The 22,194-nt window shown below is 74.5% G+C and carries 21 protein-coding genes; 12 read left to right on the top strand and 9 right to left on the bottom strand.

Annotated elements, in window-relative coordinates:
• Window positions 1-54 precede the first annotated feature (54 nt).
• Entirely contained in the window at window positions 55-726 is a 672-nt protein-coding gene (locus PATMI_RS34435; protein ID WP_084269878.1) for a pentapeptide repeat-containing protein, read from the bottom strand.
• 72 nt (window positions 727-798) lie between these two features.
• Here PATMI_RS34435 and PATMI_RS37415 point away from each other — a divergent pair, with 72 nt between their 5' ends.
• The 3 genes from PATMI_RS37415 to PATMI_RS0111505 are packed head-to-tail and all read left to right on the top strand — an operon-like array spanning window position 799 to window position 2,653.
• A complete protein-coding gene (locus PATMI_RS37415) occupies window positions 799-1,311 on the top strand; it encodes a hypothetical protein (RefSeq protein WP_169738359.1) in 513 nt (170 codons plus the stop codon).
• The gene (locus PATMI_RS37420; RefSeq protein WP_036725722.1) at window positions 1,311-1,994 is read left to right on the top strand and encodes an HAD family hydrolase; all 684 of its coding nucleotides are present in this window, start codon (window positions 1,311-1,313) and stop codon (window positions 1,992-1,994) included. The genes PATMI_RS37415 and PATMI_RS37420 overlap by 1 nt, the downstream gene beginning before the upstream one ends.
• Window positions 1,995-1,999: 5 nt before the next feature.
• A complete protein-coding gene (locus tag PATMI_RS0111505) occupies window positions 2,000-2,653 on the top strand; it encodes an HAD family hydrolase (RefSeq protein WP_026911001.1) in 654 nt (217 codons plus the stop codon).
• Between the two features lie 84 nt (window positions 2,654-2,737).
• On the opposite strand, the gene PATMI_RS34440 is transcribed toward PATMI_RS0111505, so the two are convergent.
• The gene (locus PATMI_RS34440) at window positions 2,738-3,418 is read right to left on the bottom strand and encodes a Bax inhibitor-1 family protein (protein WP_026911002.1); all 681 of its coding nucleotides are present in this window, start codon (window positions 3,416-3,418) and stop codon (window positions 2,738-2,740) included.
• Window positions 3,419-3,613: 195 nt separating this feature from the next.
• Here PATMI_RS34440 and PATMI_RS0111515 point away from each other — a divergent pair, with 195 nt between their 5' ends.
• Both PATMI_RS0111515 and PATMI_RS38200 read left to right on the top strand, forming a co-directional pair.
• Window positions 3,614-4,633, top strand: a complete 1,020-nt coding sequence (locus PATMI_RS0111515; RefSeq protein ID WP_026911003.1) for a lysylphosphatidylglycerol synthase transmembrane domain-containing protein — start codon at window positions 3,614-3,616, stop codon at window positions 4,631-4,633.
• Between the two features lie 153 nt (window positions 4,634-4,786).
• On the top strand, window positions 4,787-5,281 hold the full coding sequence (locus PATMI_RS38200; protein ID WP_245604156.1) for a hypothetical protein: 495 nt from the start codon (window positions 4,787-4,789) through the stop codon (window positions 5,279-5,281).
• Between the two features lie 36 nt (window positions 5,282-5,317).
• On the opposite strand, the gene PATMI_RS0111525 is transcribed toward PATMI_RS38200, so the two are convergent.
• Together PATMI_RS0111525 and PATMI_RS34445 are read right to left on the bottom strand one after the other, a co-directional pair.
• Window positions 5,318-5,584 (bottom strand): hypothetical protein, encoded by a 267-nt coding sequence (locus tag PATMI_RS0111525; protein ID WP_026911004.1) that lies wholly within the window; start codon window positions 5,582-5,584, stop codon window positions 5,318-5,320.
• Window positions 5,585-5,618: 34 nt separating this feature from the next.
• Window positions 5,619-6,638: a class I SAM-dependent methyltransferase gene (locus PATMI_RS34445; protein WP_051471418.1), complete on the bottom strand. Its 1,020-nt coding sequence runs from the start codon at window positions 6,636-6,638 to the stop codon at window positions 5,619-5,621.
• Between the two features lie 38 nt (window positions 6,639-6,676).
• Here PATMI_RS34445 and PATMI_RS0111535 point away from each other — a divergent pair, with 38 nt between their 5' ends.
• The 3 genes from PATMI_RS0111535 to PATMI_RS29400 all read left to right on the top strand — a co-directional run bounded on the left by PATMI_RS0111535 (window position 6,677) and on the right by PATMI_RS29400 (window position 9,117).
• On the top strand, window positions 6,677-6,877 hold the full coding sequence (locus PATMI_RS0111535) for a hypothetical protein (protein ID WP_026911005.1): 201 nt from the start codon (window positions 6,677-6,679) through the stop codon (window positions 6,875-6,877).
• Complete coding sequence (locus PATMI_RS0111540; RefSeq protein WP_026911006.1) at window positions 6,874-7,866, top strand: hypothetical protein; 993 nt, start codon at window positions 6,874-6,876, stop codon at window positions 7,864-7,866. The genes PATMI_RS0111535 and PATMI_RS0111540 overlap by 4 nt, the downstream gene beginning before the upstream one ends.
• 87 nt (window positions 7,867-7,953) lie before the next feature.
• Window positions 7,954-9,117: a PQQ-dependent sugar dehydrogenase gene (locus tag PATMI_RS29400; RefSeq protein ID WP_084269881.1), complete on the top strand. Its 1,164-nt coding sequence runs from the start codon at window positions 7,954-7,956 to the stop codon at window positions 9,115-9,117.
• Between the two features lie 120 nt (window positions 9,118-9,237).
• Here the strand turns inward: PATMI_RS29400 and efeB are convergent, their stop codons facing one another.
• Together efeB and PATMI_RS34450 are read right to left on the bottom strand one after the other, a co-directional pair.
• Entirely contained in the window at window positions 9,238-10,512 is a 1,275-nt protein-coding gene (efeB, locus tag PATMI_RS0111550; RefSeq protein WP_026911008.1) for an iron uptake transporter deferrochelatase/peroxidase subunit, read from the bottom strand.
• Between the two features lie 31 nt (window positions 10,513-10,543).
• Entirely contained in the window at window positions 10,544-11,587 is a 1,044-nt protein-coding gene (locus PATMI_RS34450; RefSeq protein WP_051471420.1) for an EfeM/EfeO family lipoprotein, read from the bottom strand.
• 185 nt (window positions 11,588-11,772) lie between these two features.
• Between PATMI_RS34450 and PATMI_RS29410 the strand changes: the two genes are divergently transcribed.
• Window positions 11,773-13,851 (top strand): alkaline phosphatase family protein, encoded by a 2,079-nt coding sequence (locus tag PATMI_RS29410; RefSeq protein WP_211241725.1) that lies wholly within the window; start codon window positions 11,773-11,775, stop codon window positions 13,849-13,851.
• An 82-nt stretch (window positions 13,852-13,933) separates the two neighbouring features.
• Here PATMI_RS29410 and PATMI_RS0111565 read toward each other — a convergent pair whose 3' ends face one another.
• The 3 genes from PATMI_RS0111565 to PATMI_RS0111575 all read right to left on the bottom strand — a co-directional run bounded on the left by PATMI_RS0111565 (window position 13,934) and on the right by PATMI_RS0111575 (window position 17,686).
• On the bottom strand, window positions 13,934-14,497 hold the full coding sequence (locus PATMI_RS0111565; protein ID WP_026911009.1) for a dihydrofolate reductase family protein: 564 nt from the start codon (window positions 14,495-14,497) through the stop codon (window positions 13,934-13,936).
• An 85-nt stretch (window positions 14,498-14,582) separates the two neighbouring features.
• Complete coding sequence (locus PATMI_RS29415) at window positions 14,583-16,049, bottom strand: FAD-binding oxidoreductase (protein WP_051471422.1); 1,467 nt, start codon at window positions 16,047-16,049, stop codon at window positions 14,583-14,585.
• Window positions 16,046-17,686, bottom strand: coding sequence for an acetate--CoA ligase (locus PATMI_RS0111575; protein WP_245604157.1), 1,641 nt, complete (start codon window positions 17,684-17,686; stop codon window positions 16,046-16,048). The genes PATMI_RS29415 and PATMI_RS0111575 overlap by 4 nt, the downstream gene beginning before the upstream one ends.
• Window positions 17,687-17,737: 51 nt before the next feature.
• On the opposite strand from PATMI_RS0111575, the gene PATMI_RS0111580 reads away from it, so the two are divergent.
• The 3 genes from PATMI_RS0111580 to PATMI_RS29420 all read left to right on the top strand — a co-directional run bounded on the left by PATMI_RS0111580 (window position 17,738) and on the right by PATMI_RS29420 (window position 21,858).
• Window positions 17,738-18,916 (top strand): zinc-dependent alcohol dehydrogenase family protein, encoded by a 1,179-nt coding sequence (locus tag PATMI_RS0111580; RefSeq protein WP_026911011.1) that lies wholly within the window; start codon window positions 17,738-17,740, stop codon window positions 18,914-18,916.
• Between the two features lie 269 nt (window positions 18,917-19,185).
• A complete protein-coding gene (locus PATMI_RS0111585) occupies window positions 19,186-20,652 on the top strand; it encodes an NAD-dependent succinate-semialdehyde dehydrogenase (protein ID WP_026911012.1) in 1,467 nt (488 codons plus the stop codon).
• A 504-nt stretch (window positions 20,653-21,156) separates the two neighbouring features.
• A complete protein-coding gene (locus tag PATMI_RS29420) occupies window positions 21,157-21,858 on the top strand; it encodes a GntR family transcriptional regulator (protein ID WP_084269883.1) in 702 nt (233 codons plus the stop codon).
• Window positions 21,859-22,194: the final 336 nt, after the last annotated feature.

A 22,194-nucleotide genomic window follows, 5' to 3' on the forward strand; every position in this document is an offset into this window, starting at 1 on the left:
CGGAGCAGTCGTACCCGATGCCGCGGGCGGGCACGCTCCCGTCGGTCCTCCGCCTCACCCGTCGGTCAGCCGGATCCCGAGGTGCCCCGCGAACGCGCCGGCGGACGACAGGACGTCCTCCCACCGCATCCCGACGCCCCGGAGCCGCTCGAGCCCGCGCACCCCGTCCAGCGGGCACGCGAGGAGCTCCGTGCGGGTGAAGCGCGCGTCGGAGAGGTCGGCCTCGCGCAGGTCGCAGCCCTCCATCCGCACGTCCTCGCCGGCGAGCGCCTGCAGGTCGCTGCCGCCGAGGTGGCAGTCGGTGAGGACGACGCGGCGGAGTCGGGCCCCGCCGAGGGCGGCCAGGTTGATCCGGCAGTCCCGGAACGTCACCTCGTCGAGCCGCGCGTCGGTGAGCCGGACGCCGGTCAGGCGGGCGCCCCGCACCTCCACGCGCCGCCACGTCGCCTCGCGCAGGTCGGCGTTGGCGAGGCTGCCGCCCGCGACGACGACGTCCTGCAGGTCGAGCAGCGGCAGCCGCGAGCCGGCGAGGTCGACCTGCTCCAGGCGGCCGCCCTGGAGCCGCAGCCCGCGGGCGTCGACCCGGGATCCGCCGGTCCACGAGACGGCCACGTCGCGCAGGACGTCGTCGTGCACGGGCGGCTCCTCGTCGCCGACGGGACGCAGCTCCGACGGCACCCTGGGGGCGCTCGGGGGCCGCGGTGACGGGTCGGCGGCGGGGGCCATCCAGGCCGATGATTCCACGAGATCGCGCGTCAGGATGCGCGCGAGCGCCGCACACGGCAGAATCCCCCCGTGATGCGTACGACCCGCGTGCTCCCACTCGCCCTGGCGTCCGTGATGGCGCTCGCCGCCACGGGATGCGGCGCCGACTTCAAGAAGGACGAGCCGCAGACGGCCGTCCGCGACTTCCTGAACGACGCCCTGGCCCGCGCCAACGGTCAACACGCCTGCGACTTCATGACGCAGGACGCCCAGAAGGCGTTCGCGGCGCTGCCGGTCCCCGGCCAGCAGACGGTCACCGACGACTCCGACTCCGGCCAGGCCTGCCGCGCCGCGATGGAGCGTGCCGCGCTGGACGGCGACAAGGACGAGCGCGAGGTCAACACGACGGGCGAGGTCCGCGACCTCGACTACTCGACGAAGAAGAGCGGCGAGGACGCCACCGTCACGGTGAAGGCCAAGACCGGCGACACGCTGACGTTCAAGCTCTCCAAGCGCGGCGAGGGCGGCGTCGGCAACCTCTACGAGCCGAAGACGCCCTGGCGCATCACGGGCGGCGCCGAGCCGCTCGTCACCGGCACGTTCTGATGACGACGGCGGCGTCGTCCGCGGCGCTGCGCCCGGCGGCCGTCGTCTTCGACAACGACGGCACGTTCCTCGAGACCGAGGCCGTCTGGTCCCGCGCTGAGGAGGAGCTCTTCCGCCGCCGCGGGATCGCGTTCCTGCCCGAGCACAAGCTCGAGCTGATCGGGACGAGCTTCGCCCACGCGTCGGTGGCGCTCGAGGGGTTCCTCGGCGAGCCCGGCGGCGGCCCGGCGATCATGGAGGAGCTCGTCGCGCTCGTGCACGTGGAGCTCGACGGCGACGTCCCGGTCATGCCGGGCGCCGACCGCCTCGTCGACGCCCTCCGCGCCCGGGGGGTCGCCGTGGGGATGGCCACGAACGCCGGACGCGGGTTCGCCGAGAAGGCGCTCCACCGCGCGGGGCACGCCGACACGTTCCCGGTGCTCCTGACGGCCGAGGACGTGACGTCCCCGAAGCCCGCGCCGGAGATCTACCTGGCCGCCGCCGCGGCGCTCGGGGTCGACCCGGCCGACTGCGTCGCGGTCGAGGACAGCCCGACGGGCGTGACGGCGGCGGTCGCCGCCGGGATGACCGTCCTGGGCGTCACGAGCTTCCCGGGCGTGGACCTCTCGCACGCGCACCACCGGCACCCCTCGCTCGAGGACCCCGCGCTCTGGGCGCTCCTGGGCCTCGACGACGCCGTCTGAGCGCCGTGCGGCCGTCGCTCGTGGTCTTCGACTGCGACGGCGTGCTCGTCGACTCGGAGCGCCCGCAGGCCGCGGTCCTCTCCGCCCTGTTCCGGGACCACGGCGCCGCGGTCTCCGCCACGGACGTCGTGGAGCGGTACACGGGCCTCGCGCTCGAGGCGATCGCCGACGACGTCGCGGCCCGGACCGGCGTCCGGCTCCCGGCGGGCTGGACGGACGAGTTCCGCGACCGGCGCGCCACGACCTTCGAGCGCGACGGCATCCCGGCGGTCCCGGGGGTCCGGGAGGCGGTGCAGGCCGTCCGGGCGGCGGGGATCCCGTACGGCGTGGCCTCGCAGGGGCGGCTGTCGAAGACCGCCCTGACGCTCCGGCTCAGCGGTCTGGCGGACCTCTTCCCGGAGCCGGTGCGGTTCTCCGCCGACCAGGTCCCGCGGCCGAAGCCGTTCCCCGACCTCTTCCTGCTCGCCGCCCGGACCCTCGGCGGCGAGCCCTCCGCGACCGTCGTCGTGGAGGACAGCGTCCCCGGGGTCACGGCCGCCCGGGCCGCGGGGATGCGGGTCCTCGGGCACGCCGCCGAGACGGACCCGGAGGACCTCCGCGCGGCGGGGGCCGAGCCGTTCCGAGCGATGGCGGAGCTGCCGGGGCTGCTCAGGCTCTGATCGGCCCCTCCCGGAACGACGACGGGGCGGCCGAAGCCGCCCCGTCGGGTCCTGCTGCACCGGGCGCGTGGCCCGGCGCGACGATCAGTCGCTGAAGAGGTTCAGCATCGTCAGGAAGATGTTCACGACCGCCACGAAGATGCCCGTGGCGAGCCACACGACATCGTCCTCCGTGGCCTGCAGGCGCAGGAAGTTGAAGTAGATGACGATCGCGACGGCCGACGCGGCGCCGATGACGAGCGAGACGACATCGCCGGCGACCCCGCCGCCGCCGCCGAAGATCAGCATCGCCCACGAGACGCCGACGGCGACCAGCAGGATGATCGAGAGGGGCTTCATCCAGGACGAGAGGTCCTTGGCGATCAGGGTGCCCGCGGCGCCGGCGGCGACGACGACCAGGCCGGTGGTGCCGGCCGCCTTCGTGACGACGTCGCCGTTGCCGGTGACGTTGTAGGTCTCGAGCACCGGGCCGAGGCCCAGGCCGAGGAGCAGGGCGACCGCGAACAGCACGGCCATGCCGGCCGGGCCCGTGCGCAGTGCACCGACGAAGCTCTGGGCGAACAGGAGGACGACGGCGGCGATGGTGCAGCCCATGGCCGCACCGCGGCCGAGGGACTCGGCGTCGCCGGGACCGGCCCCGACGTAGGACCCGGCCACGAGGAACCCGATCGCGACCGCGACCAGGAACATCGTCTGGCTGAGGATGGCGCCGTAGGACGCGCGCTGCGTCTGGGCGTAGGGAAGGGAGTAGCTGCGGTCCGACATGGTCTCGTTCTCGCTCGAGGGCGGTGGACAGTGGGGAGAACGATGATCGCGCTCCCTGGTGAACCGAGGGTAAACCACGTCACGCCATCTGTCGCGCCGTCCGCCAGATGCGGGTCGTTCGGCCCAACGAGCGTCTGCACGCCACGTTCCGCCGCGGACGCGCGGTCCGGCGGGTCGCCCGCGTAGGCTTGCGGGGTGCCGTCCGGGCTCCCATCAGTCCCCCTCGCCGGGGTGTCCGAGGTCTTCGACTCGATCGGGTCGTTCTTCGACTCGCTCGCGCACGTCAACTTCCTCGCGCTGGCGATCGGGCTGGTGCTGTTCATCGTCTACCTGACGATCCGCTCGCGCGGCTTCTTCAACGTCCTGCGCGCGGCGTACCCGACGGAGACGATCCAATGGCGGCGCGTGTGGGGCGCGTACATCGCGGCCTACGGGTTCAACAACGTGATCCCGGCCCGCGGCGGCGACGTCATCAAGGTCTTCCTGATCAAGACGTCGATCGACCGCTCGACGTACCCGGCGATCACCGCGGCGATGTCGGTCGAGGCCCTGTTCGACCTGTCGATCGCGATCCCGATCCTGATCTTCGCGTTCACGCAGGGCGTGTTCCCGAAGCCGCCGGAGTTCGCGGACCTCGGCGCGTTCGACCTGTCGTTCCTGTTCGCGAACCCGAAGCTGAGCCTGTTCCTCGCGACCCTGCTCGTCGTGGGCGGCTTCGTGGCGTTCGCGTGGCTGTCCGAGCGGGCCCGCCGGTTCTGGGCCAAGGTCCGCCAGGGCTTCACGATCCTCCAGGACCGTCGCCGGTTCTTCCGCGAGGTCTGGCTCGTCATGTTCGGCGCCTACATCGTCCGTCTCGCGGCGTTCTGGGCGCTGCTGGAGGCCTTCCACGTCGGCGGCTCGGTCCGCAACGTGCTGCTCGTCCACGGGATCAACGCGGTCGCGGCGCTGATGCCGTTCACCCCGGGCGGTGCGGGCGTCCAGCAGGCGTTCATGGTCAAGGTCTTCGCGGCGAGCGCCACGGGTGCCACCGTCGCCGCCTACTCCGTCGGCCAGCAGATCGCGATCGCCGTCGTCTGCCTGGGCGTCGGCTTCGTCGCCCTCGTCAAGATCTTCGGCTTCCGGTCCTTCAAGGAAGTGATCCGGGCGGGCAAGGAGCACCGCATGGCCGAGGCCGCCGCGGCGGGCGGTCCGGACGGGCCGGTCGCGCGGTCGTAGGGCCGGAGTTCCTGAACTGGGGCTCAAGGTCCCAGGCTCGCCCGTCGATGGGTGTGGTGTCACAGGTCGAGGTCGTCCGGAGCGCCCGGGACCCGGCCACGTCCCGACCGGCCGTCCCCGACGCCCGGCACCTCTCGAACACCAGGAGCACCCATGAGCACCACCCCTGCGTCCCGCTGGGCCCTCGCCGTCTGCGCGGTCGGCGTCGTCGCGCTGTCCGCATGCGGCACGGGCGAGGAGACCGCGACGGTCACCGAGCGCGTCGTGACCGAGACGGTCCAGGCCGCTGCGCCGACCACCACCGAGGAGGCGGTCACGACCGAGGAGGTCGCCGCCGAGCCCGTCGCCGCGAAGCCGAAGAAGGAGCGCCCGAAGAAGGCGAACGCCGAGACGCGGGCGGCCTCGGCGTCGTCCGGCGACTCCGACTGCATCGTGCTCCCCGACGTCACGGGGATCAACCACCAGAAGGGCCAGGACAAGATCCGGGCCAAGGGACTGTTCAACATCCGGGACAAGGACGCCACCGGGCAGGGGCGGTTCCTCATCATCGACTCGAACTGGGTCGGCGTCCGTCAGACGCCCGAGGGCGGGTCGTGCGTCAGCCCGCTGACGAAGATCACGCTCTACGCCAAGAAGATTGGCGAGTAGCGGCGCGATCGACGCCCGGGGCCGGCGCGGTCTCCGCTAGCCGAGGCCCTGCCGGGCCTCGCGCACGAGCGTGACGGCCTCGGGGAAGACGACCGCCATCACCTGGCGGATCTGGTTCGCCTGGGCCTCGGCGTCGCCCTGGAGGTTGACGCGGCCGATCGCCGACACCGTCATCTGGACCGCGAGGCCGATGGCGTTGTCCGCCCAGGCCAGCTTCTGCTGGCCCTGCATCTGGTCAGCGAACTCCATCATCTTCCGCTGCAGGTCGTCCGGGTCGCCGAAGAGTCCACCAAAGCCTTCCATGCGGCGATCGTAGCGTCCCGGCCTGCGCGGACCCTCAAGATCGGGGGCGGCGGGCCACCAGGACCATCGTGCCGCCCCGGCCCAGGGCGCCGGCGACGAACTCGACGGCGGCCAGCACCGGGATCAGCGGCAGCGCCAGCAGCGTGATCGCCAGCGGACGGGCCTGCAGCGGGGCGGCGTGCTTGAGCAGGTAGTACAGGTACGACGTGGTGCCGCTCAGGCGGTTGACGACCGACTGCCACATGCCGAACGGGTTGTGCTCCAGCAGCACGCCGTGCATCGCCACGACCTCGAGGCCCGCCGCCTCGGCCGCCCGGCGCAGCCCGGCGGGGGAGAAGTGCGTCCGGTGGCGGGGGACGTCCAGGTGGAACCAGCGGTCGCCGCCGATGCGGGCCTGGAGCGCCGTGACGTTCGGGACCCCGACGAGCACGAGGCCCCCGGGCGCCAGCCAGTCGCGGAGGACCGCCAGCGTCGCGGGCGGCTCGTCGACGTGCTCGAGGACGTGCCAGAGCGTGATCGCATCGGCGGATCCAGCGGCGACGTCGGCGTCCTCGATCCCCGCGCGCTGGAGCTCCACGCCGTAGACGTCCCGGGCGGCCTCGACCCCGCGGGCGGCCGGCTCCAGGCCGCCGGCGTTCCACCCGGCGTCGCGGGCGGCGGAGACGAAGCGGCCCCGGCCGGCGCCGGCGTCCAGCAGCCTCCCCGAGCGCGCGCCGTGGCGCGCGAGGATGCGCAGCCGCTGCCGGTCGAAGGCGTGGAGCAGCGGCGCGGCGAGGCCCGAGCCCCGCGGGCGGCGCGTCGCGTAGGAGCCGCCGTCGTGCGCCTCCTCGAACGTCGGGGCGGCGCCGTCGGTCACGGCGGTCCCGCAGTCCGCGCAGCGCAGGAGGGCGAAGGTCCCGGGCAGCGACGCGTCGCTGGTCGGGACCGTGCGCCACGGCCGGAGCGGCCCGCCGCAGGCCGGACAGGCGGCCGACACGACCTGCGGTGCGGGGGTCGTGGTGGGCTGGGCGGACGCGGCGACGTCCGTCGCCCCGGCGTCTGGGGGCGCGGGCACGGGCCAACCGTATCCCGTCCTCCGTACAATCACGGCCCGTGGCCCGACTCAGCCCCCGACAGCGTGCCTGGCGCGGACGGCTGGAGACCGCGCTCCGCGTCACCGGCCCCGTCCTCGACGTGGTCGTCGGTACGGTGGAGCGCGTCGGCCGTACCGGGGCGAGCGCCGAGCGCTGGATCGTCCGCCGCGTGCCGTCGCGCGACCGAGCGCCCCGATCCTCCGACCGGAAGTCCGCATGAGCACCGAGCGCAAGCAGCGCCCCGTCAAGCCTATCCCCGACGCCCTCGACCCGGCGGAGACCCTCGCGCTCGAGCGGCGCTGGCTGCCGACCGCCGGCGTCCTCGGCGTCCTCTCCGGCGTCTTCGCGGTGATCTCCTTCGTCCTGCGGGCGATGGCGTCGCGGGGCATCGACGACGACATCGCCCAGACCCGCTCGGTCGGCGAGTCGCTGCAGTTCTTCGCCACGCCCGGGCACGACCCCAACGGCCTCGTGGGCGCCCAGTCCGACGCCATCGGGCACTACGGCTCCGACTGGATCCTCGTGATCGCCGGCGGCGCCGCGACGGGCATCGGCATCCTGCTCGCCACGCCGGTCCTCTACGGCCTGATCCGGGCCGCCTGGCGTCGCCGTCCGTCGTTCCCGCGCTGGTTCCTCTGGGCGCCGGTCGTCGGTGGTGTGCTGTTCGGCCTTGGCTCGATCGTGGCCTACGCCTACCAGGGCTCGCAGTACCACGACTTCTCGGAGCTCGCCCCGGCGATGCAGACCAACGGCGCCGCGCACGACGTGATCAAGCACGTCCAGGACAACTTCCTCGGCATCCGCGTCGCCACGGGCATCGGGTCGCTCCTCGGCGCGGTCGGCCTCGGCGCCGCGGCGCTCAGCGCGATGAACGTCGGGCTCCTGACGAAGGTCATCGGGTCGATCGGCGTCCTCCTCGCCGTGATGTCGGTGATCCCGCAGCTGCTCGGCCAGGCCGGCGACATCCTCCGCGCGTTCTGGTTCATCGCGCTGGGCCTGACGCTGCTCGGCCGGTGGCCGGGCGGGCGCTCCGCGGCGTGGCAGTCCGGCGAGGCCGTGCCGTGGCCCACGCGGGCGCAGCTGATGGAGGAGGCCGACCGCGCCCAGGCCGGCGGCCGGTCGCGGACCGGCGGCTCGACGTCCGATCCCGCGCCCGCCCCGACGCCGAAGAAGCAGCCGGGCGGCAACCGCAAGAAGCGCCGCAAGTAGGAGCAGGCCCGCCACGGCGGGCGTCGTGCGAGCGCCTCCGCGCCACGAACCGGCGTGCGGGGCCCGTCCGACGGGCAGCATGGGGGCATGCGCTCCCGAATCACCGCATCCGTGCTGGCGACGACCGCGGTCGTCTCCCTGACGGCCTGCGGGTCGTCCTCGGCGGACACCGACACGACCACGTCGGGCGACGCCGGGTCGCCCACGGCCCAGGTCACCACCGCCGATCCGGCGGTGACCGGCACGTCCTCGACGGGCGGTGCCGCGACGACGCGCGCGGCGGCGAGCGGTCCGCGCACGATCGCGACCGGGCTGAACACGCCCTGGAGCGTCGTCTTCCTCCCGAACGGCGACGCCCTCGTGTCGGAGCGCGGCGGCGTGATCAAGCGGATCCGCAAGGGCGCGAAGAAGGCCACGACGGTCGCCCGGGTCCCCGGCGTGGTCGAGGAGGGCGAGGGCGGGCTGCTCGGCCTCGCGGCGTCGCCGACGTACGCGAAGGACAAGCTCGTCTACGCGTACTTCACGTCGCGATCCGACAACCGCATCGTGCGCTTCCCGGTGACGGCGAACACCCGGTCGATCCGCCCGAGGACGGTCCTCACCGGCCTCGCGAAGGCCCAGATCCACAACGGCGGCCGGATCGCGTTCGGGCCCGACGGCAAGCTCTACGCGGGCGTCGGCGACACCGGGAACACCGCGCTGGCCCAGGACCGGACGAAGCAGAACGGCAAGATCCTGCGGATGAACCCGAGCGGGTCGGTGCCGAAGGACAACCCGTTCGCCGGCTCCCGCGTGTTCTCGCTCGGGCACCGGAACGTGCAGGGCCTGGCGTTCGACTCCGCGGGGCGCCTGTGGGCCAGCGAGTTCGGGCAGAACACCACCGACGAGGTCAACCTCGTCGAGAAGGGCAGGAACTACGGCTGGCCCACGGTCGAGGGCAGGGGCGATACGCAGGACGGGAAGTTCACGAACCCGCAGGTGACGTGGTCGACCGACGAGGCCTCGCCGAGCGGCGTCGCGATCGTCAAGGGGCACCTCTACGTGGCGGCGCTGGGCGGCGAGCGCCTGTGGGACGTCCCGCTGAAGGGCGCGAAGGCCGGCACCCCGCGGGCCCTCTACGCGGGACGCTTCGGGCGGATCCGCGCCGTGACCGCGGCGCCGGACGGCTCGCTCTGGTTCGGGACGTCCAACCGCGACGGGCGCGGCACCGTGAGGCAGGGCGACGACCGGATCCTGCGGATCACGCGGTAGCCCGGTCGCCGGTCCGGCGGTCGCCCACCGCGGCGGCCCGGGCGCGCGGAACCGTCGCGACCGGGGCGGCGGACCCCGGCGGCGGGAACGCCGGCCGCCACCGCGGCCCCGGCGGGGCGCTCAGGCGAAGAGCGTCCGGCCGATCCAGCCGGAGCGCTCGCCGGTCCGACCCGTCCCGGGCGGCACGAAGAAGTAGCCGCCCCCGACCGGGCTGACGTAGTCGGTCATCGGCTCGTCGTTCAGGCGCTCCTGGATCCGCGCGAACTGCCGCGCCGGGTCCTGGTTGTACGCGACGAAGAGGAGACCCTGGTCGAGCGTGCCCGCGCGGTCGAATCCGCGGTCGTAGTTGTAGGCGCGACGGAGGATCCGCTGGTCATCCGTCGCGGCGGTCCGCGGGTTCGCCAGACGGATGTGGGCGTCCGACGGGATCCGGGCGCCCTTCGGGTCGGCGTCGAGGCGGGGATCCTGGAACTCGTCGGTCCCGCCGAGCGGCGCGCCGGTGTCCCGGTGCCGCCCGATCATGTTCTCCTGCTCGCGCAGGCCGACGCGGTCCCAGAACTCGACCTGCATCCGGATCTGGCGGACGACGAGGTAGGTCCCGCCGGCCGCCCAGGCGGGCTCACCGGCCTTCGACCACACGAGGCGGTCCATGAGCGCGGCGTCCGCGGGGTCGGGGTTGCTCGTACCGTCGCGGAAGCCGAAGAGGTTGCGGGACGAGCTCTTCCTCGTCGGCCCCCGGGAGGCCCCCTGGAAGCCGTCGACCGTCCACCGCAGCTCGAGCGCGCCGCGGACGGTGCGCATGAGCTCGCGCATCGCGTGCGTGACGGTGTCGCGGTGCGCCGCGGCGATCTGGACGAGGACGTCGCCGTGGGTCTGGTCGGCGACGAGGTCGTCGTCGACGGCGAAGCGGGGCATCGGCGTCAGGTGCGCGGGCCGCTGCTTCGCGAGGCCGTAGCGGTCGTCGAAGAGGGACGCCCCGAAGCCGATCGTGACGGTCAGGCCGTCCGGGGCGATCGTGCCGCCGAGGACGCCGGAGTCCAGCGGCGGCGCGTCGGGGTCCAGCGGGGAGGTCGCGCCGCCGGCGGTCAGCACCCGCGCCCGGTACGAGAGCGCCTGGAGCGCGGAGGCGAGCGCTCCGGCGTCGGGCGCCGTCGCGTCGAACGCCGCGAAGCGGGCGTGGGCGGAGGCCGGGCGCAGCACGCCGGCCTGGTGCGGGCCGTCGAAGGGGACGGCACCGGCGAGGCCGTCGGACGGGGCGTTCGCCGCGGCGGCCGCGGTGGGGTCGTCGGTCCCCGCGGCGCCTGCTGCCGCCGCGGCGGCCGCGGCCCCGGCGCCTGCTGCCCCGAGGGTCAGGGCGGAGCGCGAGAGGAACTGACGCCGGTCCAGGGGGCTCATCGCGCGGGACTCCGGTGGTCGGTCGGGCGGCTCATCGGCTCGGCAGCTTCGGGATCGGGGGCGGATCGGTCGTCTCGAGGGATCCTGGGAGGGTCTGGAGCCGCTCGAGCGCCCAGCTGGTGCTCGCGTTCAGGGCGTTCCGCTCGGACGGCCGGAGCGCGTCGGTCGTCGGGTCGACGCCGTGGTGCGCGGCCCGGATCGACCGCAGCGTGCCGCGCAGCCGGTCGAGCCCCGCCTGCGACGTGACCTCGGACTGCTGGCCCTTGAGCAGCGGGTGCAGGGCGGTCAGGACGGCCTGGGTGGCGTCCAGGCCCCCGGCGGTCGCCAGGACGCCCTCGTGGCTCCACGGCACGTGGCGGCCGCTCAGGAAGTCGCGCTGCGCGTCCTCGACGATCTCGTGGGCGCGCGTCGCGAAGTCCAGCGCGGTGATCTCGGTCCGCGGCACGACGCGGCGCAGCCGCCGGACGTCGGCGGTCAGGCGCGTCGCGACCGGGATCAGCGACCGCACGGGCTCGTGGCCCCACAGCCCGAGCTCGAGGCGGTGCAGCCCGGTGAAGTGGCGGTCGCGGGTGCCGTGCGGGAGGCCGCCGGCGAGCCCGTCGATCGCCCCGTCGACCTCGCCGAACGCGCCGTAGACCGCGCCGAGCCGCTGGTAGCGCTCGAAGGCGGCGCGCCACGCGGTCCTCGAGCGCTCCCGGTCGCCGGACGCGACGGCGCGGCGCAGCGTCGCGGCCTCGGGGATCAGCCGGTCGACCTCGGCGGCGGCGTAGCGCCGGTAACGGGCGATCGGACCGCGGAAGTCGGCCTCGCGGAACGGGATCGCCTCGTTCAGCACCGGCGCGTCCGGGTCGCCGCCGTCGCCGTTCTCGCGGGAGCCGATCGACTCCGAACGGCCGGCGCGCCCGGGGAGCGCGGCGGGGTGCGGGACGGTGCGTCCGGGCACGGCCGCGCGACGCTCCGGGTGGTCCGCTGGACCCCCGCCGACGCCGAGCGCCGTGAACAGCACGAGGCCCACGACGACGGCGATCAGGAGCACCGCGCCGAGCAGCGCGCCGCGGGAGAGACGGTCCAGCACGGGCCGGACCGTACGAGCCGCCCGACCGGTGCCGGTTGCGGCGGTGTGAACGCGCTGCGGGCGTGGCGCGCTGCCGCTGGAAACGTGGATCCCTCGGTCGTAGCTGGCGTTTCGGCGCTCCCGACGTTGCGTGGTACACAGGATCGACACCGGGGGTCCGGGGGCCGCGAGGAGCATGCCCGCCGATGCGCAAGCCCCAGATCCTCGGTGCCGCCGGCGCCGGACTCCTCGCCTCAGCGGCCATCGCCGCCGGCGTCGGGTTCGCCGGTGCCGCCGGTCCCTCTCCCTCACCGTCCTCCTCGGCCCCGACCACGACGCCCATCAAGCACGTCGTGGTCCTGTTCCAGGAGAACATCTCGTTCGACCACTACTTCGGCACGTACCCTCACGCGGCCAACGCAGCGGGCGAGACACCATTCAACGCCGCACCGGGAACCCCCTCGGTCAACGGCCTGACCCAGAACCTCCTCGACAACAACCCCAACAGCGCGAACCCCAAGCGGCTGGCGCCGTCCGACGTCGTCCCGACCATCGGCTGCGACAACAACCACGGCTACTCCGCCGAGCAGAAGGCGTTCAACGGCGGCCTCATGGACCGCTTCGTCGAGAACACGACCGGCTCCGGGACGTGCGCCGGGTCCGAGGTCCTCAACTACTTCGACGGCAACACGGTGACGGGCTACTGGAACTACGCCCAGCACTTCGCCATGAGCGACAACTCGTACGGCACCGGGTTCGGGCCGTCGACGCCCGGCGCGATCGAGCTGGTCTCCGGCAACACGGCCACGGCGGTCGACGACGCCGGCAACCCGCTGCCGACGCAGGCCGGCAACACGGACAACGGCACGGTCTACGCGAACGCCAACCCGTATCCCGACTACGACGGCTGCACGCCGGCGAGCGGCTTCTACGCGCTGGGTGCCAGCACGAAGAGCGACGCGACGAACCCGAGCCGCAACATCGGCGACCTCCTGAACACGTCGAAGGTCAGCTGGGGCTGGTTCGAGGGCGGCTTCACGCCGACCTCGCGCGCCGCGCCGGACGCGACGTTCCCGCACGGCCGCCCGACCTGCGGCTCCGCGCACCAGAACGTGTCGGGCGCCAACCAGGTCGACTACGACGCGCACCACAACCCGTTCGCGTACTACAAGTCGACGGCGAACCCCGAGCACCTGCCGCCCGCGTCCGGCGAGAAGATCGGCGACAACGGTCAGGCCAACCACCAGTACGACACCAGCGACTTCGACACGGCCGTCACCACCGGTCAGCTGCCGTCGGTCTCGTTCGTGAAGGCCCCGCACTACCAGGACGGCCACGCCGGCTACTCCGACCCGCTCGACGAGCAGCGCTACATCGCGCAGAAGGTCAACGAGATCGAGGCCGGGCCCGACTGGGACAGCACCGCGATCGTCATCGCGTACGACGACTCCGACGGCTGGTACGACCACCAGGCGCCGCCGATCGTCCGCAGCTCGACGTCGGCCGAGGACTTCCTCAACGGCGCCGGCCAGTGCGGCACCACCCGCACCGGCGGGCAGGTCACGCAGGCCAACGACCGCTGCGGCTTCGGCCCGCGGCTGCCGCTGATCGTGATCTCGCCGTACGCGAAGCAGAACTTCGTGGACCACTCGATCACCGACCAGACGTCGGTCCTGAAGTTCATCGAGGACAACTGGTCGCTCGGCCGCATCGGCGGCGGCTCCGTCGACGTCAAGGCGAACCCGATCACGAACATGTTCGACTTCTCGCCGGCCGCCCAGCGCGCCCCGGCCGTGAAGCTCGACCCCGACACCGGTCAGGTCGTCGGTGATCCCGCGCCCCCGGCGACGGTGACCGGTCCGGCGGGTCCCGCAGGTCCGGCGGGCCCGGCCGGCACCAACGGCACGAACGGCGCGCCCGGTCCGCAGGGACCGGCCGGACCGACCGGCGCCACGGGGGCGCCCGGGAAGACCGGCGCGACGGGCAAGACCGGGAAGACCGGCTCCGTCGGGAAGATCACGTGCACCGGGAAGCTCCACGGGCGCACGAAGGTCGTCGTGACCTGCAGGACGACGAACAAGGCGGGCAGCCGGACCGCCGTCCGTCTGCGCCTGACCCGCGGCGGGCACCAGCTCGCGACGAGCCGCGCCGAGCTGCGGGGCCGCGTCGCGACGGTGACGCTGTCGTCGAAGAAGGCGCTGCCGCGAGGCCGCTACGGCCTGGGGATCGCGGTCTCCCAGATCGGCGTCCGCGCGACGGCCGCGAAGGGCACGCTGAGGTTCTAGGCCGGAACGCGGGGCCCTGCGCCCCGCGATGGTGATCAGGACGACCGGCGCCCGCGAATTCCGCGGGCGCCGGCCGTCGTCGTCAGCGGACGACGTCGAAGATCTGCTTCTGGACGTCGTTGGAGTAGACCTCGTGCTCGACGAGCTTCAGCTTCGTCGCGTCCTTGTCGGCACCGCTGAACAGGCGCTTGCCGGCGCCCAGGAGGAGCGGGAAGACGAGCAGCGTGTAGCGGTCGACGAGGCCGGCGTCCGCGAGCGACGCACCGAGCGTCGCGCTGCCGTGGACGAGGATCGGGCCGCCGTCGCCCTCCTTGAGCTTCGCGACCTCGTCGACGGAGCGCAGGATCGTGGCGGGCCAGCGCTCGTCGTCCTGCTGCAGCGTCGTCGAGACGACGTGGCGGGGAAGCTCGTTGTACCGCGCGAAGTCGTCCATCGTCGGCCACACCGGCGCGAACGCCTCGTAGCTCGTGCGGCCGAGGAGCAGCGACCCGGCCGTCTCCTGCTCGGCGCCCTTGACCGCGTAGGCGGCCGGGTCGAACTCGACGTCCTTGAACGTCCAGCCCGAGTTGCGGTACTCGGGCTCGCCGCCCGGGGCCTCCATGACGCCGTCGAGGGAGACGAAGGCGGTGACGATCAGTGTGCGCATGAGGGGATCCTCGTTCAGGTTCGGGGGGAGTGGGGCTCGTCGTGGGTGACGAATCGAACCCCTGGACCGGGGCGACGTCCGGGACTCATCGGCCGCGGCCGGATTCTTCGGCGGGGGTGGCCGCGGCCGGCGGCAGCTTGCGACCGGGGTTCATGGTCCCGCGCGGGTCCAGGGCATCCTTCACCGCGCGCTGGGCCGCGAGCACCGCGGGGTCGAGCGTCGCGGCGCCGGCGAGCTTCACGGAGCCGATGCCGTGCTCGCCACTGAGCGCGCCGCCCAGGTCGGCGGCGATCCCGAGCATCGCGTGCGCGGCGTCGCGGGCGCCGGCCAGCGCCGCCGCGTCCGACCGGTCGACGAGCACGGTCGCGTGCAGGATCCCGTCGCCGGCGTGGCCCCACGACGTGACCGGCACGCCGTGCTCGTCGCCCAGCCGGTCGATCGCTGCGAGCGCCTCGCCGAGCCGCTCGGCGGGGACGACGACGTCCTCCGACAGCTTGCCGCCGCGCGCCGCGACGACCTGGAGCGACACCCCGTCGCGCCAGCGCCAGAGGGCGTCGACGTCGGCCCGGGCGTCGGGCCGGCGGACGACGAGGGCGTCCTCCGCCAGCGCGTCGGCGAGCGCGGCGGCCTCGAGCGCCGCGATCTCCGCCGTGCCGAGCGCCTCCGCCAGGACGGCGAACGCGGCGTCTTCGGGCAGGCCGCCGGGGAACGTCGCGGCCGCGGCGCGCAGGGCACCACCGTCGAGGAACTCCAGCGCCGTCGGGACGACGCCGCAGGCCATCGCGGCGGTGATCGCGCGGAGACCGGCGTCGCGGTCGGCGTAGACGGCGAGGACCGGCAGCGCGACCTCGGGCGCGGGCTGGAGACGCAGCGTGACCGCGGTGATCACGCCGAGCGTGCCCTCCGAGCCGCAGACGAGACCGAGGAGGTCGAGCGTCTCCACGCTCTTGCGGGCGTCGCCGCCGAGGCGCACGAGCTCGCCGCCGGGCAGGACGACCTCCGCACCGCTGAGCCACGCGCGCGTCGACCCGTGCCGGAAGGACCGCGGCCCGCCCGCGTTGGTGGCGACGTTCCCGCCGATCCGGCACGACTCCGCCGACCCGGGGTTCGGCCCGAAGAACAGCCCGGCCTCGACGCAGCGCCGGTGGACCTCGGCGGTGATCGTCCCGGCGCCGAACGTCCCGCGCCACGCCTCGGGGACGAGCTCGGGCGGACCGGTGAGCCGGTCGGTGGCGAGCACGATCGACCCGGCGTCGGGCGTCGCACCGCCCGAGTACCCGGTGCCGCCGCCGCGGGGGACGACCGGGACGCCCTGCTCCGCGGCCCAGCGGACGACCGCGGCGGTCTGTGCGGCGTCGGCGGGGAACGCGGCGGCGAGGGCCGCGCCGCGGACGCCGCGGGTCTCGGTCGCGTCCTGCAGCAGCTCGGCGGGGACGGGCTCGCGCACGTGGCTCTCGCCGACGATCCGGGCGAGGTCGCGGGCGACGGCTGCGGCGTCGCGGGCCGTGGCCGGGTCACGACCGTCCGCTGGAGCGGGCCCGACCGCGCTCACCGGTCGTCGCCCTCTCTCAGGGCCTTCCGGCGGACCTTCCCGCTCGACGTCTTCGGGAGCTCGTCCGCGAAGTCGACGATCCGCGGGTACTTGTACGGCGCGGTCTCCGCCTTGACGTGGTCCTGGAGCTCGCGGACGAGGTCGTCGGACGGCTCGTGGCCGTCGCGCAGGACGACGACGGCGCGGACGACCGACCCGCGCTCGGGATCGGGGGCCGCGACCGCGGCGGCCTCGGCGACCGCGTGGTGCGACACGAGCGCCGACTCGACCTCGAACGGCCCGATCCGGTACCCGGCGCTGATGATCACGTCGTCGGTGCGGCCCTCGAAGAAGAGGTAGCCGTCGTCGTCCTGCGTGACGCGATCGCCGGTGCGCCAGACCTCACCGGTGGTGGCGCGGTCGGCGAGGGCCGTGTCGTCGTCCGCGCGGCCGACCGCCTCCCCGGCCGCGCCGCCCGCTCCGGCCCCACCGGCCGCGCCGTCGGCCGCGGGCCCGTGCTCGTCGGCCGGCCCGTCGCCGTCACCCGCGGCCCCCGCGTCCCCGAGGTACCGCAGGAAGAACGTCGGCACGGTCGCGGGGTCGACCACCAGCTCGCCGTCGTCGATCCACGCGCGGACGCCCGGCAGCGGCCGGCCCATCGAGCCCGGGCGGACCTCGCCGCCGGGCGGCACGCCGGTCAGCTGGCCGGTCTCGGTCTGGCCGTAGCCGTCGCGGATCGTGACCCCCGTGGCGGCCTCCCAGGCACGGATGACCTCGGGGTTCAGGGCCTCGCCGGCCGCGACCAGGCCGCGACAGTCGGGCAGCGGCGGGATCTCGGCGCGGGCGCTGATCACGCGGTACTCGGTGGGCGCCATGCAGAGAACGGTGACGCGCTCGCGGACGAGCAGCTCGAGCCGCTCGGCGGGGTCGAAGCGCGCGTCGTGCAGGAGCGCCGCGGCGCCGGTCAGCCACGGGGCGATGAAGACGTTGCGCGCGCTCTTGCTCCACCCGCTCGCGGCGGTGCACCACACGAGGTCGTCCCGGCCGGCACCGAGCCAGTGCTTCGCCTGGACCGCCTGCCCGGTCAGGTACCGCTGGCCGTGGAGGACGGGCTTCGCGCGCCCGGACGTCCCGCTCGTGAACGTGATCAGGCACCCGTCGCCGGGGTCGAGGTCGACGGCGGGGGCCGGGTCGGCGGCGAGGAGGGGGTGGTCGATGGCCGGGGCAGGGTCGGCCGCGAGGACCTGGCCGGCGGCGGCGGATGCGGCGGCCGGCACCCACAGGACCTCCGCGTCGGGCGCGGCGGCCTCGAGCGTCTCGCGGTTGCGCTCGTCGGCGACGATCAGCCGCGGCGGGACGGCCTCGAGCCGCGAGCGCAGGTCGGCCGGCCGCAGCTGCTCGGTGCACGGCAGGACGACCGCGCCGATCCGGAAGCACGCGACCATCGTCAGGACCCACTCGGGCCGGTTGCCGATCAGGGTCAGGACGACGTCCCCGCGACGGACCCCGCGGGCGGTCAGGACCCCGGCGGCGCGGGCGGCGCCGTCGGCCGCGTCGCCGAACGACCAGACCCGCCGCGCCCCGTCGCGGGCGAGCTCGACCAGCGCCGTCCTCGCGGGGTCCTGCGCGTCCACCGTGTCCCGGGCGAAGTTCACCATCGAGGCATAGCATGGCCCGATGGCTGCGACGGACGGGTCCAGGGCGAACGCGTGAGCACCGCGCACCCCACCACGACCACCGCGGCGGTCCTCCGCGAGACCGGCGTCGACCGGCCGTACGACGAGACCCGGCCGCTGACGCTCGAGACGCTGACCCTCGACCCGCCCGGCCGCGGCGAGCTGCTCGTCCGCGTCCGCGCCGCCGGGCTCTGCCACTCCGACCTCTCGACGGTCAACGGCGACCGGCCCCGCCCGACGCCGATGGCGCTCGGCCACGAGGTCGCCGGCGAGGTCGTCGGGCTGGGGGAGGGGACGGCCCGGCCGGCCGACGCCGACGGCGGGAGCGGTGCGCTCGGCTTCGCCGTCGGCGACCACGTCGTGATGGCGTTCGTCCCGTCCTGCGGCGCGTGCGACCCGTGCCGCCAGGGCCGGCCGGCGCTCTGCGAGCCCGGCGCCGCGGCGAACGGTCGCGGCGAGCTCCTCGCGGGCGGCCGGCGTCTGCACGACGGCGACGGCGACGTCCACCACCACCTCGGCGTCTCCGGCTTCAGCGACCACGTCGTCGTGTCCGCCCGCTCGGTCGTCCGGATCGACCCGGAGGTCCCGTGGGAGGTGGCCGCGCTGTTCGGCTGCGCGGTCCTCACCGGCGTCGGCGCCGTCGTCAACGCCGCGAAGGTCCGGCCGGGCGAGTCCGTGGCGATCTTCGGGCTCGGCGGCGTCGGCCTCGCCGCGATGCTCGGGGCGATCGCCGCGGGTGCGCACCCGGTCGTCGTGGTCGACGTCGTCGAGGAGAAGCTGGAGCTCGCCCGCGAGCTGGGGGCGACGCACGCGATCTCCTCGGGCGACGACGTCGTCGAGCGCGTGCGCGCGGTGACGGGCGGCGGGCCCGACCACGCGATCGAGACCGTCGGCTCGGCCGGCGTGCTGGCGACCGCCTACGCGGCGACCCGCCGCGGCGGCGTGACCACGACCGTCGGCCTGCCCCACCCGTCGGCGAGCCTCTCGATCCCGGCGGTCTCCCTCACCGCCGAGGAGCGCACGCTGCAGGGCTCGTATCTCGGTTCCTGCGTCCCCGAGCGCGACATCCCGCGCTTCGTCGCCCTCTACCGCGCGGGCCGCCTGCCGGTCGACCGCCTCCTCACCCACCGGCTGCGCCCGGACGAGATCAACGCCGGCTTCGAGCGCCTGGCGAAGGGCGAGGGCGTGCGGCAGGTCGTGGTCTTCGACTGATCTTCACGGCGGGCCGGCACCCCGGGTGCCCACTGGCCGCATGACCGCGCGGCACCCCGGGTGCCCACTGGCCGCATGACCGCGCGGCACCCCGGGTACCCACCGGCCGCGCGCCGACCGCACGGGTCGTCCGGCAGCACGACGGGACCCGCGACGGCCCGTCGCGCCGGGGGCCCGCGGGACGCGTGACAGGATGGATCGACCGGCCGCGGCGGACCCCGCGGCGCAGGTCGGACACCGACCCGGCAACGAGCAGATCGAGGATGACCATGGCCGACGAGCAGACTCCCGACCTCCCGCTCCGCGTGCCCGCGCAGAGCCACATCGACGGCGACTGGACGAAGCTCGGCGGCGAGACGTTCGTCGTCACGAACAAGGCCGACGACTCCGCGCTCGCGCACGTCACCGACGGCACGCCGGACGACGCACAGGCCACCATGGACGGTGCCTGGGAGGGCTTCCTCGCGTGGCGGGCGACGTCCCCGCGCGAGCGCTCGAACGCGCTCCGCAAAGCCTGGGAGCTCGTCGCCGAGCGGGCCGACGAGCTCGCCGAGCTGATGTCCCTGGAGATGGGCAAGGCGCTCCCCGACTCGAAGGGCGAGGTCGCCTACGCCAACGGCTTCCTGCTCGAGTACTCCGAGCGCGCGACCCGGATCGAGGGGCGCCACGCGTTCCACGAGACTTCCGGCGGCCGGATCCTCACGCAGAAGGACCCGGTCGGGCCCTGCGTGTTCGTCACCCCGTGGAACTTCCCGCTGGCGATGGGCACCCGCAAGATCGCGCCGGCCCTCGCCGCGGGCTGTTCGGTCGTCATCAAGCCGCCGCAGCAGACGCCGCTGACGATGCTCGCGCTGGTCGGCATCCTCGTCGAGGCCGGGGTCCACCCGAAGGCCGTCTCGGTGCTGACGACGACGAACTCGCGCGAGGTCACCACCGCGCTGATCGAGCACCCGCGCACCGCGAAGCTCTCGTTCACCGGCTCGACGCCCGTCGGGCGCAACCTCGCCGAGCAGGGCGGCAAGGCCCTCCTGCGGATGTCCATGGAGCTCGGCGGCAACGCCCCGTTCCTCGTCTTCGACGACGCCGACGTCCCCGCCGCGCTCGAGGGCGCGAAGGTGGCCAAGTTCCGCAACGGCGGGCAGGCGTGCACGTCCGCCAACCGCTTCCTCGTCCACGAGTCGGTCGCCGAGGAGTTCACGAAGGGCCTCGTCGAGATCGCCGACGGCCTGCAGCTCGGCGCCGGCACCGCCGAGGGCACGACGCTCGGGCCGATGATCGACGACGACGCCGTCGCGAAGGTCCGCGAGCTCGTCGACGACGCCGTCGAGCGCGGCGCCACCGTCGCCGCGGGCGGCAACGACAAGGCGGACGGCCGCTACTACCCCGGCACCGTCCTGACCGGCGTGCCGGCGGACGCGCGGATCCTCCACGAGGAGGTCTTCGGCCCGGTCGCCCCGGTGATCACCTTCAAGGACGAGGAGGAGGCCGTGCGGCTCGCCAACGACACCGAGTACGGCCTGGTCGCCTACGCCTACACCGAGGGTGCCGCCCGGCTCCTCCGTCTGGCGCGCACGATCGAGGCGGGCATGCTCGGCATGAACACCGGCCTGGTCTCGAACCCCGCTGCCCCGTTCGGCGGCATCAAGGACTCGGGCTTCGGTCGCGAGGGCGGGCCGGAGGGCTTCGAGGAGTACCTCCAGACCCGCTACGTGGCGATCCCGGACCCGCGGGACTGAGGGGGCGGCCGCGGGGCCGCACGGTTCGCCGGCACTTCGCGCCGCCGGTGGGCCGGCAGCGCTTCGTGCGGTGGGCGCGCACGTTGCGCTGGCGCCCTGCGGCGCTGGAGGGGTGGCAGCGCTCCGCACGGTGTGCGCGCACGTTGCGCTGCCGCCGTGCGGCGCTGGTGCGTCGGCAGTGGTTCGTGCGGCGGGGGCGCATGTTGCGCTGCCGCCCGCGCCCCAGCCGGTCGGCGGCGCTGCTTGCCGGCGCGGACCTCGTGCGGCGCGCAGAAAGGCGCGCCACCTGCCCGCTGGTCGGCGTCTGGCGTCCGTTGCTGCGCCAGGGGCGCAGGAACGCGCGCCGGCTCCGGTCCCTCGGTGGACCGGCGTTCGTTCCTGCTCTCGGAGCGCAGGAACGAACGCCACCCTCCGGCCGGGTCGGCCGCCGGCGTTCCTTCCTGCGGCGACGATCCGCCGCGCCCGACGCCCCGCGGCCACCCGCTGCGCACCTAGTATGCAAGCGTGGCTCCGCCGGACATCAGGATCGCGCTCGCCGACCGCGCTCGTGGCGGGACCCGGCAGCGGGTGTACGACGCGTTGCGCGACGCCCTGGTCGCCGGACGGCTCGAGCCCGGGCGGCGACTGTCGGAGAACGAGCTCGCCGAGGCCCTCGGCGTCAGTCGCACCCCGGTCCGCGAGGCGCTCGTCCGCCTGCGCGACGACCGCATGGTGGAGATCGTCCCGCAGCTCGGCACGTTCGTCTCGAAGATCTCGATCGGTGCCGTCGCCGACGCGCAGTTCGTCCGGGTCGCGCTCGAGTGCGCCGCGATCCGCCTGACCGCCGAGCGCGTGGGCGACGCCGAGCTGCTGCAGCTCGCGGCGATCGTCGCGCAGCAGGACGAGGCCCACGCCGGCGGCGACTTCGACCGGTTCTTCGAGCTCGACGACGCGTTCCACGAGGCGCTGTGCGAGGCCTCGGGTCACGGTATCGCCTGGTCGCTGGCCCAGCGCGCCGACGGGCACCTCGTCCGCGTCCGCCGGCTCAGCCTGCCGGTCCCGGAGTACATGGGCGAGATGATCCTCGAGCACCGCGCGGTCCTCGAGGCGATCGAGGCCCACGACCCCGACCGCGCGGAGGAGGCCCTGAAGCACCACCTCCGCATGGTGCTCTCGGTGCTCGAGTCGATCAAGGGCGAGCACCCGGAGTACTTCGCGGAGGCGTAGGGCGAGGCAGGAAGTCCGGAGCCGAACCGTTCGGCCCCCGGCGCCGGCGGCCGGGGGTTCAGCGCGTTGCCGATCCGGTACCTGACGGGTGCGAGATCGGGCACGCGGCGGGGCGGGCAGCTGCCGGGCGGCCCCCGGTTCGGCGCGTTCCGATCTGGTACCTCACGGGTGCGATTCCAGGCACGCGACGGGGCAGGGTTCGGCGTGGCGCCCGTGGTTGCCAGACGTTCCCGATCCGGTACCTGACGGGTACCGGATCGGGAACACGTCGCCCCCGCGCCCCTGCCCTCCGCGCCCCGGCCGCGCCCTGAGCACCGGCCGCGCCCCGCGCCCCGG

Source organism: Patulibacter minatonensis DSM 18081 (assembly GCF_000519325.1).
GTDB lineage: Bacteria > Actinomycetota > Thermoleophilia > Solirubrobacterales > Solirubrobacteraceae > Patulibacter > Patulibacter minatonensis.

Bases quoted from the DNA above. Each gene is read 5' to 3' on its own strand.
- PATMI_RS34435 (WP_084269878.1), bottom strand. From the start codon at position 726: ATGGCCCCCGCCGCCGACCCGTCACCGCGGCCCCCGAGCGCCCCCAGG.
- PATMI_RS37415 (WP_169738359.1), top strand. From the start codon at position 799: ATGCGTACGACCCGCGTGCTCCCACTCGCCCTGGCGTCCGTGATGGCG.
- PATMI_RS37420 (WP_036725722.1), top strand. From the start codon at position 1,311: ATGACGACGGCGGCGTCGTCCGCGGCGCTGCGCCCGGCGGCCGTCGTC.
- PATMI_RS34440 (WP_026911002.1), bottom strand. From the start codon at position 3,418: ATGTCGGACCGCAGCTACTCCCTTCCCTACGCCCAGACGCAGCGCGCG.
- PATMI_RS38200 (WP_245604156.1), top strand. From the start codon at position 4,787: ATGAGCACCACCCCTGCGTCCCGCTGGGCCCTCGCCGTCTGCGCGGTC.
- PATMI_RS0111525 (WP_026911004.1), bottom strand. From the start codon at position 5,584: ATGGAAGGCTTTGGTGGACTCTTCGGCGACCCGGACGACCTGCAGCGG.
- PATMI_RS0111540 (WP_026911006.1), top strand. From the start codon at position 6,874: ATGAGCACCGAGCGCAAGCAGCGCCCCGTCAAGCCTATCCCCGACGCC.
- PATMI_RS29400 (WP_084269881.1), top strand. From the start codon at position 7,954: ATGCGCTCCCGAATCACCGCATCCGTGCTGGCGACGACCGCGGTCGTC.
- efeB (WP_026911008.1), bottom strand. From the start codon at position 10,512: ATGAGCCCCCTGGACCGGCGTCAGTTCCTCTCGCGCTCCGCCCTGACC.
- PATMI_RS29410 (WP_211241725.1), top strand. From the start codon at position 11,773: ATGCGCAAGCCCCAGATCCTCGGTGCCGCCGGCGCCGGACTCCTCGCC.
- PATMI_RS0111565 (WP_026911009.1), bottom strand. From the start codon at position 14,497: ATGCGCACACTGATCGTCACCGCCTTCGTCTCCCTCGACGGCGTCATG.
- PATMI_RS0111575 (WP_245604157.1), bottom strand. From the start codon at position 17,686: ATGGTGAACTTCGCCCGGGACACGGTGGACGCGCAGGACCCCGCGAGG.
- PATMI_RS0111585 (WP_026911012.1), top strand. From the start codon at position 19,186: ATGGCCGACGAGCAGACTCCCGACCTCCCGCTCCGCGTGCCCGCGCAG.